At 72.6% G+C, this 16,310-nt stretch carries 10 protein-coding genes; 3 read left to right on the plus strand and 7 right to left on the minus strand.

The features are described from left to right. Positions 1–167: 167 nt before the first annotated feature. The 3 genes from ACIQD7_RS15035 to ACIQD7_RS15045 all read left to right on the plus strand — a co-directional run bounded on the left by ACIQD7_RS15035 (position 168) and on the right by ACIQD7_RS15045 (position 6,147). Positions 168–1,814: a hypothetical protein gene (locus tag ACIQD7_RS15035; RefSeq protein WP_402441882.1), complete on the plus strand. Its 1,647-nt coding sequence runs from the start codon at positions 168–170 to the stop codon at positions 1,812–1,814. Between the two features lie 275 nt (positions 1,815–2,089). Further along, the gene (locus ACIQD7_RS15040) at positions 2,090–4,942 is read left to right on the plus strand and encodes a CDP-glycerol glycerophosphotransferase family protein (protein ID WP_402441884.1); all 2,853 of its coding nucleotides are present in this window, start codon (positions 2,090–2,092) and stop codon (positions 4,940–4,942) included. Beyond that, positions 4,942–6,147, plus strand: a complete 1,206-nt coding sequence (locus tag ACIQD7_RS15045) for a glycosyltransferase (protein ID WP_402441886.1) — start codon at positions 4,942–4,944, stop codon at positions 6,145–6,147. Before ACIQD7_RS15040 ends, ACIQD7_RS15045 begins: the two co-directional genes overlap by 1 nt. 80 nt (positions 6,148–6,227) lie before the next feature. On the opposite strand, the gene galE is transcribed toward ACIQD7_RS15045, so the two are convergent. The 7 genes from galE to ACIQD7_RS15080 all read right to left on the minus strand — a co-directional run bounded on the left by galE (position 6,228) and on the right by ACIQD7_RS15080 (position 16,307). Continuing rightward, positions 6,228–7,220, minus strand: a complete 993-nt coding sequence (gene galE, locus ACIQD7_RS15050; RefSeq protein WP_402441887.1) for a UDP-glucose 4-epimerase GalE — start codon at positions 7,218–7,220, stop codon at positions 6,228–6,230. Positions 7,221–7,234: 14 nt separating this feature from the next. Further along, a complete protein-coding gene (locus tag ACIQD7_RS15055) occupies positions 7,235–8,881 on the minus strand; it encodes a glycosyltransferase family 2 protein (RefSeq protein WP_402441888.1) in 1,647 nt (548 codons plus the stop codon). An 84-nt stretch (positions 8,882–8,965) separates the two neighbouring features. Then, positions 8,966–10,405, minus strand: a complete 1,440-nt coding sequence (gene obgE / locus ACIQD7_RS15060; RefSeq protein ID WP_121833927.1) for a GTPase ObgE — start codon at positions 10,403–10,405, stop codon at positions 8,966–8,968. A gap of 115 nt (positions 10,406–10,520) precedes the next feature. Then, the gene (gene rpmA, locus ACIQD7_RS15065; protein ID WP_010041940.1) at positions 10,521–10,775 is read right to left on the minus strand and encodes a 50S ribosomal protein L27; all 255 of its coding nucleotides are present in this window, start codon (positions 10,773–10,775) and stop codon (positions 10,521–10,523) included. 13 nt (positions 10,776–10,788) lie between these two features. Beyond that, positions 10,789–11,109 (minus strand): 50S ribosomal protein L21, encoded by a 321-nt coding sequence (gene rplU / locus ACIQD7_RS15070; protein WP_015033583.1) that lies wholly within the window; start codon positions 11,107–11,109, stop codon positions 10,789–10,791. A 249-nt stretch (positions 11,110–11,358) separates the two neighbouring features. Then, the gene (locus tag ACIQD7_RS15075) at positions 11,359–15,282 is read right to left on the minus strand and encodes an Rne/Rng family ribonuclease (RefSeq protein WP_402441890.1); all 3,924 of its coding nucleotides are present in this window, start codon (positions 15,280–15,282) and stop codon (positions 11,359–11,361) included. A 233-nt stretch (positions 15,283–15,515) separates the two neighbouring features. Beyond that, a complete protein-coding gene (locus ACIQD7_RS15080) occupies positions 15,516–16,307 on the minus strand; it encodes a TIGR03936 family radical SAM-associated protein (protein ID WP_402441892.1) in 792 nt (263 codons plus the stop codon). Between the last annotated feature and the right edge of the window lie 3 nt (positions 16,308–16,310).

Below are 16,310 nucleotides of genomic sequence, written 5' to 3' on the forward strand. Positions count from 1 at the left end.
CGGAGCGACGGTGGCGATCCGGCGTCCTGCGAGTGGCCGCGCCCGGTCGGCATGTCGTCCATGCAGCAAAGCATGGGGGCAAGATATTGGTATACGCGGCATTTTCACTCGCCGGTCACCCATAGGGGCGACCGGGGGCCACCTCGGGCCAGGGGGATCGATCACCGGTGAGCAGGACGACCATCTCGGAGCGCGGCGAGGCACCCGTACCGGAGGACGGAGCGGGGGACGGCGCCGCCGGAAGGGCCGGGAAGGGCGGTCTCGCACGGGCTTCGGGCGCGGTCGCGCTCGTCGTCGCCGCCGGTTCGGCGGCGCTGCTCTCGGTCGGCGCCTTCCTCGGCCTCTACGTGCGCCCCACGTCCGACGACTGGTGCGCCCTCTGGAAGACGCGGGACATGGGCGTCCTGGGGATCGCTTCGGACTTCTACCTCACCCAGAACGGCCGCGTCACCAACGCCTTCCTGACCGGTCTGATCTACTCCGACGGCACACGAGGGCCGAAACTGCTGCCCGCCTTCCTGGTGGTGGCGCTGGGCGCGGTGCTGTTCCTCCTCGCCCGGGAGGCGCTACGGGCGCTGCGCCTGCCGTTCCCGGCGGTGGCGGCCGCGGCGGCGGTCCTGGTCCTCGAAGCACTGCTGTTCTTCGCGGGGACCCGCTCGTACCAGGTGCTGCTCTGGGCGCCGGCGACCATCTCCCACACCCTGCCGAGTCTGATCGGCCTCTGGGCCGTGCTCGGCGCCGTGTGGGCCGCGCGGAGCGGGCGGCGGTGGGCCCGGGCCGCCTCGACGGGCGCGGCCCTCCTGACCGGGACGGCGATCGGTATGCTCAGCGAGCCGTTCGCCCTGGTGGGCGGGGCGATCGCGGCCTCCGTGGGACTTCTGTGCCTGCCCCGGTTCGGCTGGGCGGAGAACCGGTACGTCTCGACGTGGTGCGCGGCGGCCTGCCTGGGGATCGCCGCGGGCCTGGTCCTGCTCTCCACGTCGCCCGGTGCGCGGTGGCGCCGCGCCCAGCATCCGCCGGAGCCGCTGTCGGCGGCGGAGGTGGGAGAGACGTTCCACGACTGGTGGCGCGTCTGGCAGACCGCCGGGGGCCAGTGGGCATACCTGGGGGCCGTCACCGCGGGGGTGCTCCTGGGCCTGGGCGCGGCCTTCCTCCGCACCCGGACCCGCACCCGGACCCGCGCTCGGACCCGGCCCCGCGCCCTCGCCGCTGTTCGCGTCCCTCCGGCCGCCGGGCCGTCCCGGCGCCCGGTGCTCCTGGTCGCGGCGCTTTCGCCGCTGCCGCTGATCGCCCTCGCGAGTCTGGCCGTCGTCTACGGCCTGCGCAGCGGATACGGCGTGACCGGCTGGACGTACGCCCGCACCTGGACGAGCTTCCTCGTCCCGTTCCTGCTGACGCTCTGCGCGTACGGCGCCGGGCTCGGCCTCCTGCTGGGGCGCCGCCTCACCACCGACCCCGAGCCCGGCACTGCCCCCGAGCCCGGCACCACCCCTGGATCCGGCACCGCCTCCCGGACGACGGTGGCGCGCGTCACGGCCCTCGTCGCCGCGGGCGCGTCCACCCTCGTCTGCGTCGCCGCCCTGGTGTCCCCGGTGCAGGACCTGACGACCACGACCGTGGCCCGGAGCCTCGCCTGGGACCGGCAGGACGCCCGCGTCCGCTCCGAGGCCGCGGACGGCGCCCGCGAGGCGACCTACCGCCCACTGCCGATCGGGCACCTGGCCGAACCGTTCTTCACCACCGCCTATCCGAGGGACTGGGTGGCCCAGTGCGCCTCCCGGTACTACGGCGTGAGCCGAATCACCCGGCCCTGAGGAATCGACCCATCGGCGGGATGTGTTCCTGATCACCCGACCGGGTGGGGTATGGGTTGATCTGCGGTGGATTCCGGCCCGCGTTCCGCGGTACGACGGCATCCCGCCGTACGGCGGACTCCCGCTCCGCCCCGCCGGTTGCGGCGCGTTCGCTTCCGAACGGGTAACGATGGGGGGCGAGCGCTCCCGCCCCGGCCGGAGACCGGGACGAACAGCTTGCTCGCACCAGGTAGCTTGGGTGTGTCTGAAGGAATGAAAAGTGGATCGAGGTGCCAGTGCCTGACGTCTCAGTGATCGTCATCGCCTACAACGATGCGGAGCGTCTTCCGGCTGCTGTCCAGTCCGTACTGGACCAGACCCTGAAGAGCATCGAAGTGGTGATCGTCGACGACTGCAGCAGCGACGACACTTTCACGGTCGCCCAGAACCTGGCAGCTGCGCACCCCGACCTGGTCCGTGCGTACCAGCTGCCCGAGAACAGCGGTGCGGGCGGCGAGCCCCGCAACGTCGGCATCGGCCACGCGCGGGGCCGCTACGTCATGTTCCTCGACAGTGACGACGTGCTGGAGCTCAACGCCTGCCTCAACATGGTCTCGGCCGCGGAGGAGACCGAGGCCGACATGGTCTCGGGCCTGTGCGTGCGTCTCCACAAGGACACCGCCAACCAGAAGCGCGACGAGTGGTACTCCTGGCTCTACCGCCAGACGCGCACGCTCGAATCGATCACCGAGCTCCCCGATCTCTTCGTCTGGGACACGCTCTCGACCAACAAGTGCTACCGGCGCGACTTCCTCCTGGAGAACGACCTCCGCTTCCCCAAGGGGATGTTCTACGAGGACCTGATGTTCATCGCGGAGGCGTACCTCGCCGCGAAGAGGATCACCCTCATCCCGAACCAGGTCTATTTCTGGCACGTCCACCAGAACGCCCAGGTCAAGTCGGTGACCAACAGCCGTCACGAGATGACGAACTACATCCACCGGCTGGAGATCCACCGCCGGATCGACGCGCTGCTCGACGAGCACGGCATGACCGAGCTCCGGCAGGCGAAGGACGTCAAGTTCCTCAAGCACGACCTGGTCCTCCACCTCCGCGACCTGCCCTTCCGTGACGAATCCTTCCGTCGCGAATTCGCCGAGCTCTCCCGCGGCTACCTCCAGGAGCTGGACCGCGAGGCGTACTTCAGGGCCCAGCCGATCCAGTCGATCTGCGCGTACCTGCTGGAGAAGGGCGACTGGGGCAACCTGCTGCCCGCCGTGGACACGCTGTTCCACCGCGACAAGGTGTCCGCGCCGCTCTTCGAGGAGGACGAGCGCGTCTACTGGTGCGCCGATCACCTCGACGACGAGTTCGGCCGCAGGGTCCTCGACGTCACCGACTTCGGGTACCACAAGAAGCCGATCGGCAAGCTCTTCCTGCGCAACCTGCTGACCACGTACGAGCAGTCCGGGGGCACCGTCCGGCTCACCGGCCGGATCAACAACCCGCTCGGCGTCATCACGCCCGAGGCCCGGCTCGAAGGACGCCTGGAGTTCCGGGCGCGCCGCCGCAGCCTGCAGACCTTCGTCTTCCCCGTCAAGACGCTCCGCCACGACGGCCGGAGCATCCACTGGGAGGCCGAGGCCGACCTCAGCGCCGGACTGCGCCCGCTCGGCGTCATCGACTCCGTCTGGGACGTCCGGCTCGACCTGGACGTCGACGGGGAGCGCACACGGACCCGGCTCACCATCGAGGATCCCGACCTCGGCGGCGAGGCCTTCCCGATCAAGCCCCGGCTGACCCGTCTGGTCGCCGACCGCATAGAACCGCACGCCACCGCCAAGGGCCACCTCGCCTTCCGCCTGGTGTCCAGCCGGCAGAACAGCGAGCGGATCGAGGAGCTGATCCTGCGCGGGGTGCGCGGCAGGCCCGGCAAGCTGGCGAAGTCCGGCTACCGCAAGGCCAAGGAACTGCGCAAGACCCTCAAGTCCGACGAGACGAAGCTGCGGCTCTACCACGAGGTCTACAGCCGGCTGCCCGTGAAGAAGCGGACCGTCGTCTTCGAGAGCCACCTCGGCAAGCAGTACAGCGACAGCCCGCGCGCGATCTACGAGGAGATGATCCGGCAGGGCCTCGAATTCGAGGCCATCTGGTCATACACGGGGACGCCGACCGGCTTCCCCGAGGGCGTCGAGCTGGTGCGCCGCTGGTCGATGCCCTACCTGAAGGCCCTGGCGCGGGCCGAGTTCTGGGTGGACAACCAGAGCTACCCGCTCCGTCTCGCCAAGCGCCCCGAGACCACGTACATCCAGACCTGGCACGGCTCCGCCCTGAAGAAGATGGGCTTCGACCAGCCCTCCCTCAAGGCGAAGACCCGTCAGCAGCAGGCGGCGGAGCAGAAGTACCTGGACCGCTTCGACCACTTCCTGGTGCGCACGGAGCACGACGCCCGGACACTGGCCAAGGCCTTCAGGCTGAAGGACCAGGTGCTGCTGCGCTCCGGCTACCCGCGCAACGACGTGCTCGTCCAGACGCGGCTGCGCGAGGAGGAGACCGGCACCCGGGTGCGTGGACCGCTCGCCGAAGAGCTGGGCATCCCGGCGGACAAGACCGTCCTGCTGTACGCCCCCACGTTCCGTACGGCGGGCCGCGGGGCGAGCCGCTTCCAGCTGCCGTTCGACGTGGAGGCCTTCGCCGAGGAGTTCGGCGACCGCTACGTCCTGCTGGTGCGCGCGCACTACCTCAACCACGTGACGCTGCCGCCCGAGGTCGAGGGCAAGGTCATCGACGTCTCCAAGTACCACGACGTGATGCCGTTCATGGAGCTCGCCGACGCCCTGATCACGGACTACTCCTCCGTGATGTTCGACTACGCGCTGCTCGACCGGCCGATGCTCTTCTTCACGTACGACTACGAGGACTACGTCCACGAGGGCCGGGGCACCTACTTCGACCTGCTCGAGAAGGCCCCCGGACCCGTCTTCCGCACGGAGGAGGAGTTCTACGGGGAGCTGCGGAACCTGGAGGCGCAGGACCGGGAGTACGCCGACGTCCGCAAGTGCTTCGTCGCGGAGTTCGGCGAGTACGACCGGGGCACCGCCGCCAAGACCATCGTCGACCAGTTCTTCTCGCCCCGGTGGAGCCGTTGATGTCCAACCCGACCAGCACCCTGACGACCGAACCCGGGACCGCGCGGAACGCCGCCGGCACGCGGGACATCTTCATCGTCTCCAACAGCGTCGACGAGCTGGGCGGCATCACCAGCTGGTCGCACCAGGTGGCCCGCCTCTTCACGGAGCGCGGCCACACGGTCCACGTGGTGGGCGTGGTCCCCGTCCCCGAGAACCGGCGTGCCGATCTCGGCGGCGACCTGCCCTACCGGACCACCACGCTGTACGACGTCCACCCGCCGAGCCTCAAGCCGCTCCGCGGCCTCAAGGGCAAGCTCGATCTGGTCGAGCGCCGCCGCAGGGCCGCACGCGAGGCGGGCATGGCGGAGCAGGCCGCGAAGCTCACCCGGCTGTTCCGGGCCGCCCGCCCCGGCGCCGTCGTGATCGTGACGCAGGTGTGGGCCATGGAGTGGGTCGCGCTCGCGGACACCTCCGGGGCCCGGGTGATCGGCATGAGCCACGAGTCCTTCCAGACCTGCCGGGCGTCCTCGCGCTTCCACCGGGTCAAGAAGTACTACAAGGACGTCGACCGGATGCTCACGCTGACCCGCGAGGACGTCGACCTGTGGATCCGGCAGCGCTTCGACAACGTCGCCGCCATGCCGAACCCGCTGCCCTTCTTCCCCGACGAGCCGTCCCCCCGCACCGCCAAGCGGGTGGTCAGCATCGGGCGGCTGCACGAGGAGAAGGGCGTCGACATGCTCCTCGACGCCTGGGCCGAGGTCGCCCCCCGCCACCCCGACTGGACCCTGCGCGTGTACGGCTCCGGCGAGGAGGAGGAAGCGCTCAGGCAGCAGTGCGAGAGCCTGGGCCTCACGGGCTCGGTGGAGTGGATGGGGCGCACCAGCGACGTCCCGGGCGCACTCCGGGAGAGCTCGCTCTTCGCGCTCTCCTCGCGCGGCGAGGGCTTCCCCCTCGCTCTGATGGAGGCCATGGCCACCGCCGTGCCCTGTGTCGCCTTCAACGTGGCTCCCGGTGTCCGGGAGATCATCACCGACGGCGAGAACGGCCTCCTCGTGGCGCCGGGCAACACCAGCGAGTTCGCGCGCCGGCTCGACGAGCTGATCTCGGACAAGGAACTGCGCGACGGCATGGGCGAGCGCGCCCGCGTCGACATCCAGCGGTACTCGGCCGACGAGGTCATGAACCGCTGGGAGAACCTCTTCGCCCTCCTGAGCGACTAGCCCCCGACCACCACGAGGAGCGCCCGGCCGGATGATCCGGCCGGGCGCTCCCGTGTGTGTCGTCGGTGGTCGCGGACCGGTCAGCCGCCGACCGGGACCGCGCGGTTCGCGACCCAGCCCTCCCAGGCCGAGCCGATCATGTCGCGGACGTCGTGGCGGGCCTTCCAGCCCAGCTCGGTGGCGATGCGGTCGGCGGAGGCCACGACCCGGGCGGGGTCGCCGGGGCGGCGCGGGGTGACGAGGGGCTCGGTGGTGTGGCCGGTGATCTCGTTGATCAGTGCCACCATCTCGGTGACGGAGACGCCTTCGCCGCGGCCGATGTTGACCGTCAGGTCGCGCGGCGCGCCCGCGTCGGCCCACTCCGCGAGCTTGCGCGCGGCGACGAGGTGCGCGTCGGCCAGGTCCTCGACGTGGATGTAGTCGCGGACGCAGGTGCCGTCGGGGGTGTCGTAGTCGTCGCCGAAGATCCGCGGGGCCTCCCCCGCGTCCAGACGCTCGAAGACCATCGGGACCAGGTTGAAGATCCCGGTGTCCGCCAGCTCGGGGGTCGCCGCGCCGGCCACGTTGAAGTAGCGCAGGCAGGCCGTGGAGATGCCGTGGGCGGCGCCGGTCGCGCGGACCAGCCACTCGCCCGCCAGCTTCGTCTCGCCGTACGGGCTCAGCGGCAGGCAGGGGGTCTCCTCGGTGACGAGGTCGACGTCCGGCATCCCGTAGACGGAGGCGGAGGAGGAGAAGAGGAAGTTGCGCACGCCGGCGGCGGCGACGGCCTCCAGGAGGACCGTGAGACCGGTGACGTTCTCCCGGTAGTAGTGCAGCGGCAGTTCGACGGACTCGCCGACCTGCTTCTTGGCTGCGAGGTGGACGACGCCGGTCACGCCGTGCTCGGCGATCGTGCGGTCCAGGACCTCGCGGTCGAGCGTCGAACCGACCACCAGGGGCACGCCCTCCGGCACCCGCGACTCGTAGCCCGTGGACAGGTCGTCGAGGACGACGACCCGCTCGCCCGCCCGCGTCATGGCGCGGACCACGTGCGAGCCGATGTATCCGGCGCCGCCGGTGATCAGATAAGTCATAGCGCCCAAACCTTTCACTGAGAACTGCGGACGAGCCGGCGGATCCGGGCTCCGACCGCCCGGAAACCGTCCCGGGCACCGGGCGCGATCCGTACCGCCAGCGAGCCGTTCGCCGTGGCGTACTGCTGCACCAGGAGTACACCGTAGCGGCTGCTCGGAAGGACCGACCGCCTCTGGGATCCGTCCGGCGGCCGGAGAGAGGTGGTGTACGACTCGCCGCTCGCACAGGTCACCGTGGCGGTGACGTCCCACATCTGGACGCCCTGACGGCCGCGCCGCCGCCCGGCTCCGGCAAGTCCGGTGAACCGGACGGGGACCCGGGCCGTCCAGCCGCCCGCCGTCCCCTCGGACCCGGTCACGGGGCTCAGTTCGACCCGTTCGGTGCGGGCGGGCTCGGTGTCGCCGCGCGGCAGGAAGGCGAGTTCGGCGGTGCGGGGGCGAGCCTCGGCCAGCCGTCCGTACAGGTCCCGAACCGTGAAGCGCAGGTCGCCGCCGTCTCCGGTGCGCAGGACGGCGTCGACGACGAGCGGCAGCTCGTCCAGCGGCAGCCGGTCCATGCCGTCGAGGCGGGCCTCCGGCAGGTCGTCGGACCAGACGGCGGCGGCCGGGGTGCCGGCGTACGGCGGGAGCAGCCGGGCCGGGGTGGCGCACAGCCGGGACAGCCGGAGCAGGTCGCGCGGCTCGTCGGCGGCCAGCAGGAAGCGGGCGGCCCAGCGGGCGGGGGCGGTGGCGGCGGCGATCTCCGGCTCCCGGAAGCCGGCCAGGTGCTCGCGGGTGATCCTCCACCACTCGACGCGGTGGGCGGCGTCGCGCAGTCGCAGGTCCCTGGCGTACATCCGGAGGTCGTGTTCGAGGAACTTGGTGCGACAGGCGGCGGCGAGTTCCGTCCGTCCCGCCTCCGCGAAGGTCTCGACGGCCGCGCGGTGGGCGGCGATCCGGGCCCGCCAGTTGGAGACGCCCTGCCGGTCGAGGGAGATCGACAGCCGGGCGGCGGTCCGGCGGACGTGCCAGACGTAGACGGTGTCGGGGATCACGGCGACGCGGGGGGCGGCGGCGTACACCCGGGCGGTGAAGAGGAAGTCCTCGTAGACGAACCGGCCGTCGGGGAAGCGGATGCCGTGCGCGTCGAGGAAGGCGCGGTCGTAGACCTTGTTGACGCAGAGGGTGTCGTGGACGAGGGGGCGCAGCTCCTCCGGCGTCTCCAGGACGGCCGGTTCCCGGTAGAGGCCGGGCTGCCAGCGCACGTCCCTGCCCTCGGGGAGTTCACGGCGCACGCAGACGCCGACGGCGACGGGGGCGCTGTGCCGCTCCGCGGCGGCGACCAGGGCCTCGGCGGCGCCGGCCGGCAGGACGTCGTCGCTGTCGAGGAACATGACGTACGGGGCGGTGGCGGCCCGGACGCCGTCGTTGCGCGGGGTGCCGCAGCCGCCGCTGTTCTCCGTGCGGTGCACCACCCGCAGCCGGGGGTGCAGGGCGGCGAGCTCGTCGAGCACCCGCGCCGTGCCGTCGCCGGAACAGTCGTCGACCGCCACGACCTCGGCCACCACGGGCCCCTGGTCGAGCGCGGACCTGATGGCCTCGCCGACCAGCTCCTCGTCGTTGTGGACGATGACGACGACGCTGAGCCTGCCTGCGGTCTCGGGCGGGGGAACGGTACTCACGCTCAGGATCCTACGGGAGCCCCCCGGCCCGGCCCGCGGCCGGTCGGGGGGCTCCCGACCTCGTCGGAACGGGCCGGGGGCCCGTCAGAACGGGTTGAACTCGTCGAACTCGCGCTGCGGGTCGGAGCGCTCGGCGTCGCGGTCGCGGCGGCGCTGGGCCGCGGGGCGGGGGGCCTCCAGGCGGTGGTCCTCGCCCCGGCGGCCGAGCATCTCGGCGCCGGCCATCATGCTGGGCTCCCAGTCGAAGACGACCGCGTTCTCCTCGGAGCCGATCGCGACGCCGTCGCCCGCGCGGGCGCCCGCCTTCATCAGGGCGTCCTCGACGCCGAGGCGGTTGAGGCGGTCGGCCAGGTAGCCCACGGCCTCGTCGTTGTTGAAGTCGGTCTGGCGGACCCAGCGCTCCGGCTTCTCGCCGCGCACCCGGTACACCTCCTCGGCCTCGTCGTACGTGACCGTGAAGCCGCTCTCGTCGACGGCCTTCGGGCGGATGACGATCCGGGTCGCCTCCTCCTTCGGCTTGGCCGCGCGCGCCTCGGCCACGATGCCGGCGAGGGCGAAGGAGAGCTCCTTCAGACCGGTGCGGGCCACGGCGGATACCTCGAACACCTGGTAGCCGCGCTCCTCCAGGTCCGGGCGGATCATGTCCGCGAGGTCCTGGCCGTCCGGGATGTCGATCTTGTTGAGGACGACGATCCGGGGCCGGTCCTCCAGGCCGCCGTACTGCCTCAGCTCCTCCTCGATGATGTCGAGGTCGGAGACCGGGTCGCGGTCGGACTCCAGCGTCGCCGTGTCCAGGACGTGGACGAGGACCGAGCAGCGCTCCACGTGGCGGAGGAACTCCAGGCCCAGGCCGCGGCCCTGGCTGGCGCCCGGAATCAGACCCGGGACGTCGGCGATGGTGTAGACGGTCGAACCGGCGGTGACGACGCCCAGGTTCGGGACGAGCGTGGTGAAGGGGTAGTCCGCGATCTTCGGCTTGGCGGCCGACAGGACCGAGATCAGCGAGGACTTGCCGGCGCTCGGGTAGCCGACGAGGGCCACGTCGGCGACGGTCTTGAGCTCCAGGACGACGTCCCGCGCCTCGCCGGGCTCGCCGAGGAGCGCGAAGCCGGGGGCCTTGCGGCGCGCGGAGGACAGCGCCGCGTTGCCGAGGCCGCCGCGGCCGCCCTGGCCCGCGACGAAGGTGGTGCCCTGGCCGACCAGGTCCGCGAGGACGTTGCCCTGCTTGTCGAGGACGACGGTGCCGTCGGGCACGGTCAGGACCAGGTCCTGGCCGTCCTTGCCGGAGCGGTTGTCACCGGCGCCGGGCTGGCCGTTGGTGGCCTTGCGGTGCGGGGAGTGGTGATAGTCGAGGAGCGTGGTGACCGCCTGGTCGACGACCAGGATCACGTCGCCGCCGCGGCCGCCGTTGCCGCCGTCGGGTCCGCCGAGCGGCTTGAACTTCTCCCGGTGAACGGAGGCGCAGCCGTGGCCTCCGTTACCCGCGGCGACGTGCAGCTCGACGCGGTCCACGAAGGTGGTCATGGGGGTGCCTCCATTGATGACGTTTATTACGTACGGAATGTCTATCTAGTAACACGCGAAAGGCGGACCCGCTTCCCTTGCCGGGAAGTGAGGTCCGCCTCCGCAAAAGATCCGATCAGGCGACCGGAACGATGTTCACGACCTTGCGGCCACGGTGGGTGCCGAACTGCACCGAACCGGCCTGCAGGGCGAACAGCGTGTCGTCGCCGCCACGGCCGACGCCCGCGCCGGGGTGGAAGTGGGTGCCGCGCTGGCGGACCAGGATCTCACCCGCGTTGACGACCTGACCGCCGAAGCGCTTCACGCCGAGCCGCTGGGCATTGGAGTCGCGCCCGTTCCGGGTGGACGATGCGCCCTTCTTGTGTGCCATGTCTCAGTCCCTCTTACTTCGCAGCCGCGGGGATACCGGTGACCTTGATCGCCGTGTACTGCTGACGGTGACCCTGGCGACGGCGGTAGCCGGTCTTGTTCTTGTAGCGCAGGATGTCGATCTTGGCGCCCTTGTGGTGGTCCACGACCTCGGCCGTGACCTTGATGCCGGCCAGGACCCACGGGTCGCTGGTCACGGCGTCGCCGTCGACAACGAGCAGGGTCGAGAGCTCGACCGTGTCGCCAACCTTGGCAGTGGAAATCTTGTCAACCTCAACGATGTCGCCGACAGCAACCTTGTGCTGGCGACCACCGCTGCGCACGATGGCGTACACGCGGATCTCTCTCTCACTCGGGATCGAAACCTCTGAAGCCAGCCGCTCACACGGGCCCGGGGGCCCGCGGCGTTCCGGAATCGGACGAGCGGCCTCTCCCGACGAGCGGGAGGGAGGTGCTCAGAGGCGCGGCGTCTCGACAGACACGCCGACGGTCTAGGTTACGGGCGGCCGACGCGGAGGGTCAAATTCGCCCGAGCGGTACGGGCCGCCCCCTCCGTCCGGGAGGAGGCGGCCCGCGCCCGCCGGTCAGTCCTGGGCCGGGGCGGAGGTCTTCTCCACCGCCTTCTTGGCCGTGGTCTTCTTGGCGGTCGTCGTCTTCTTCGCCGCGGTCTTCTTGGTCGCCGCCGTCTTCTTGGTGGCGGCCTTCTTCGCCGTGGCCTTCTTCGCCGTGGTCTTGCGCGCCGCCGTCTTCTTGGCGGGGGCGGGCTCGGCCTCGGCCTCGGGCTCGGCGGGCTCGGTCTCCGCGGCCGGGGTCGCGGCGACCACGACGACGGCGGCCTCCTCGGCGGCCGTGGGCGAACCGGCCGGGGCAGTGGCCTTGCGGACCACCCGGCGGCGGGCGCGCGGCGGGGCGGCCACGGGGGCCTCCTCGGCGGCGGACTCGGCGGCCGGCTCCGGGGCGGGCTCCTCGGCCACGACGGGCTCCGGCTCCGCGACCGGTGCCGCGACGGTCTCGGTCTCCACGACGGTGACCGGCTCGGCCGGCTCCGTGGTCGAGACGACCGGGGAGGTCGCCCGGCGGGTGGCACGGCGGCGGCCGCGCGGGGCCGGGGCGGCCGGCTCCTCGACCACGGTCTCCACCACGGCCTCGGTCTCCGCCACGGGAGCGGCCTCGGGCTCGACGGCCTCCGGACCGGCGGCCGGCTCGGCCACGGGCTCGGTCACGACGGCCTCCGTCACGGTCTCGACGACCGGGGCCGGGGCGACCGGCGTCGGGGCGACCGGCGTCGAGGCGACCGGAGCGGTCACCCGACGGGTCGCCCGGCGGCGGCCACGGCCACGCGTGGCGGCCGCCTCCGCCTCGGCGACGGAGCCGTACAGCTCCTCGTCCGGGGCGATCGGCACCGGCACGGCCACCGGGGCGGCCAGCTCCGCGGCGACCTCGGCCTCGGTCTCGACCTCCTGGGCCGCGTCCTCGGCGCCGGTCTCCACCGCCTCGGCGTGCTCGTGGACGTGTCCGTCCCCGCCGCGGCCGCGCTTCTTCGCGCGCTTGCCGCCGCCACCGCCGCCGGAGGTGGTCGGCTGCTCCATGTGCACGATGACGCCGCGCCCGTTGCAGTGGACGCAGGTCTCGGAGAAGGACTCCAGGAGGCCCTGGCCGACCCGCTTGCGGGTCATCTGGACCAGGCCGAGCGAGGTGACCTCGGCCACCTGGTGCTTGGTCCGGTCCCGGCCCAGGCACTCCAGGAGGCGGCGCAGCACCAGGTCGCGGTTGGACTCCAGGACCATGTCGATGAAGTCGATGACGACGATGCCGCCGAGGTCGCGCAGCCGCAGCTGGCGCACGATCTCCTCGGCCGCCTCCAGGTTGTTCCTGGTGACGGTCTCCTCCAGGTTGCCGCCCTGGCCGGTGAACTTGCCGGTGTTGACGTCGACGACGATCATCGCCTCGGTCTTGTCGATCACCAGCGAACCGCCGGACGGCAGCCAGACCTTGCGGTCGAGCGCCTTCATCAGCTGCTCGTCGATCCGGTACGTCGCGAAGACGTCGACCTCGCTCGTCCACTTGGACAGGCGGTCGGTCAGGTCCGGGGCGACGTGGCCGACGTACCCGTGGATGGTCTCCCACGCGTCGTCGCCGCTGACGATGACCTTGGAGAAGTCCTCGTTGAAGATGTCGCGGACGACCCGGACGGTCATGTCCGGCTCGCCGTAGAGCAGCGTCGGGGCGTTGCCGCTCTTCGCCTTCTTCTGGATGTCCTCCCACTGCGCCTGCAGGCGCTCGACGTCGCGGCGCAGCTCGTCCTCGCTCGCGCCCTCGGCGGCGGTGCGCACGATGACGCCCGCGTCCTCGGGGACGATCTTCTTGAGGATGGTCTTCAGGCGCGCGCGCTCGGTGTCGGGGAGCTTGCGGCTGATGCCGGTCATCGAGCCCTCGGGCACGTACACGAGGTAGCGGCCGGGCAGGGAGACCTGGCTGGTCAGACGGGCGCCCTTGTGGCCGATCGGGTCCTTCGTGACCTGGACGAGGACCGACTGGCCGGACTTGAGGGCGGACTCGATGCGGCGCGGGCCGTGGCCCATGCCGAGCGCCTCGAAGTTGACCTCGCCGGCGTACAGGACGGCGTTGCGGCCCTTGCCGATGTCGACGAAGGCGGCCTCCATGGACGGCAGGACGTTCTGGACCTTGCCCAGGTAGACGTTGCCGACGTACGAGGTGGCCTGCTCCTTGTTGACGTAGTGCTCGACGAGCACGTTGTCTTCCAGGACGCCGATCTGGGTGCGCTCGCCGCTCTGGCGGACGACCATGACGCGCTCGACGGCCTCGCGGCGGGCGAGGAACTCGGCCTCGGTGATGATCGGGACGCGGCGGCGGCCCTGCTCGCGGCCCTCGCGGCGGCGCTGCTTCTTGGCCTCCAGGCGGGTCGAGCCCTTGATGGACTGGACCTCGTCGGCGCCGGTGCCGGGCTCGGCCTTCTCGCGGGCCGGGCGGGGCTCGCGGACCTTGACGACCGTACGGACGCCGTCCTCGTCGCCCGTCTCGGCGTCGGCGGAGGCGTCCCCGCTGCGACGGCGGCGGCGACGGCGACGGCGGGAGCTGCTGGAGCCTCCGGCGAGGCCCTCGGAGTCCTCGGACTCCTCCTCGCCGTCCTCGGTCTCCTCGGACTCGTCCTCGGCGTGCGGCTCCTCGCCCTCCTCGGTCTCCTCGACCTCGGCGAGCTCACCGCGACGGCGACGGCGGCCGCCACGGCGACGGCGGCGGGAGGGACGGTCCTCGTACTCGTCCGTCTCCTCGGTCTCCTCCGCCTCCTCGGCCTCGTCGGCGGCGGCCTCGACCTCGGGCTCGTCGGCGACGGGCTCGCCGCGACGGCGGCGACGGCGGCGGGAGCCGGTCTCGGAAGCGGCGGCCGGGGCGGCCTCGGGGGTCTCCTCGGCCTCGACCGTCCCGACGGTCTCCTCCGTCTCGTCGACCTCGTCGGCCTCCGGCTCCGCGGGCACGGCGGCGGCGGCCGCGGCGGCCGTCTCCGGGGTCTGGAACATCGGCTCGGCGAACACCGGGGCCTGGAAGACGGCGACGGCGGGGCGCGCGGCACGGCGCGGCTCGCGGGCCGGGGCCGGCTCGGAGGTGAACTGCGGCGAGGTGACCCGGCGGCGGCCGCGACCGCGCGTGGCGGCGGTCTCGGCGGCGGCGACCTCGGTCTCGTCGGCGGCGATCTGCGCGACGGCGGCCTCGGGCAGCGACTCACCGGCGGCGGGCGTCTCGGCGACCGCCTCGGCGGCCGGCGTCTCGGCGACCGGCTCGGGAGAGGTGGCCTTGCGGGTGGCGCGGCGGCGAGTGCGCGGCGCGGGGGCGGCCTCGGCTTCGACCGGGGCGGCCTCGGGCGCGGCGGCCTGTGCGACCGGCTCGGCGGCGGGCGCGGCGGTCTCCTCCGGGGAGGTCACCGGCGCGGTGGCCTTACGGGTGGCACGGCGGCGGGTACGGGCCGGCGGAGCGGCCTCCTCGGCGGCCTCGGCGACCGGCTCGGCGGCCTCGGGCGCGGAAGGCGCGGAGGGAGCGGGGGCCTCGGCGGTCTCCGCCGGGGAGGTCACCGGAGCGGTGGCCTTACGGGTGGCACGGCGGCGGGCCGGGCGCGCCGGAGCGGCCTCGGGGGCCTCCTCGGCGGCCGGGGGCGCGGTCTCCGCGACCGGCTCGGGCGTCCGCGCCGGGGTCTCGGCCGGCGCTGTGGTCTCGACCGTCTCGACCGTCTCCGCCGTCTCCACGGCGGGCGCGGTGGCCTTGCGGGTGGCCCGGCGGCGGGTGCGCGGCGCGGGGGCGGCCTCGGCTTCGGCCGGGGCGGCCGGCTCGGGGGCCGACCGGGTGACCTCGACGGCCTCCGGCGCGTCGGCGGCCGGGGTCTCGGCGGTCGCGCCCGTCACCGGCGGACCGGCGGGGCGGGAAGCGGCGCGGCGCCTGCGGCGCGGCGGCAGCTTGTCACCGGGGGCATTGGTGTCTTCGTTGGACTCGGGCATCCGGGGTTCTCCCGTCACGCTCCCGGGCGCCGCGTCTGGTTCCGGTCCGGCGGCACGGTCACGCCTGGGGCGAGGTGCCGCCGTCCGGGGCGCGGGCGCCGCACGGGAGCTGTATGTCTGGCTCGCCGGTTCCGTACGCCCTGTGCGGACGGCCTGGCGAAAGTCTTCTGGTCAGTGCGCGGCCCGACCCAGGTGGCTCCCGAGTGCCAGGGCTGCGCTGCGACGACCGCTCCCTACGCGGTGTCCGTACCCGGCGCCGTCGCCGGGGCGGTCACGGCGGCCGTGGGTGAAGCGGCCGTGACTGCCTCGCGGTCGGGCGCGAGCGGGTCGGTCACCGTGCCGGACTCCTCGTCGAAGAGCCCCTGCGCCAGCCTGGTCACCGCGGCGGGGACCGGCGGCGCCAGGTCGGCCACAGCTCGGAGACCGGACAGGACGTCGTCGGGTCGTACGGCAGGTGTCACGTGCCGAACAACCAGCCGCAGTATCGCACAGGCGCTGTCCAGCGGCCCATCTTCCCGGGGGTCGCCCTGGGGACGGACGGCCGTCAGCTCGGTGACCGCGGAACGGGTGTCGAAGGTGCGGACGCCGTTCTTCGTCTTGCGCTGTACTTCCACGGTCTCGGCCGCGAGAAACGCCTCGACGGCCTTCTCCGCCGCCTCGGGGGCGACGCCTTCGAGGCGCAGCTCCCAGACGGAGGCGGTGAGCCGGTCGGCGAGGCCCGAGGTGCGGGCCTCGACGGCGTCGGTGATGTCGAGGCCGACCGGGAGGGACTCGTCGAGCAGGGCCCGCAGGGTCTCCGGGTCGCGGGCCTCGGTGAGGGCGATCTCCAGGTACTCGGCCTCGGAGCCGGTACCGGTCGGGGCGGCGTTGGCGTACGACACCTTGGGGTGGGGGGTGAAGCCGGCCGAGTACGCCATGGGCACCTCGGCGCGGCGCAGGGCGCGCTCGAAGGCGCGCTGGAAGTCACGGTGGCTGGTGAACCGGAGGCGGCCGCGCTTGGTGTAGCGCAGTCGGATGCGCTGCACCGC

Origin of the sequence: Streptomyces sp. NPDC093071, from assembly GCF_044754545.1 — a bacterium.
Classification (GTDB): Bacteria; Actinomycetota; Actinomycetes; order Streptomycetales; family Streptomycetaceae; genus Streptomyces.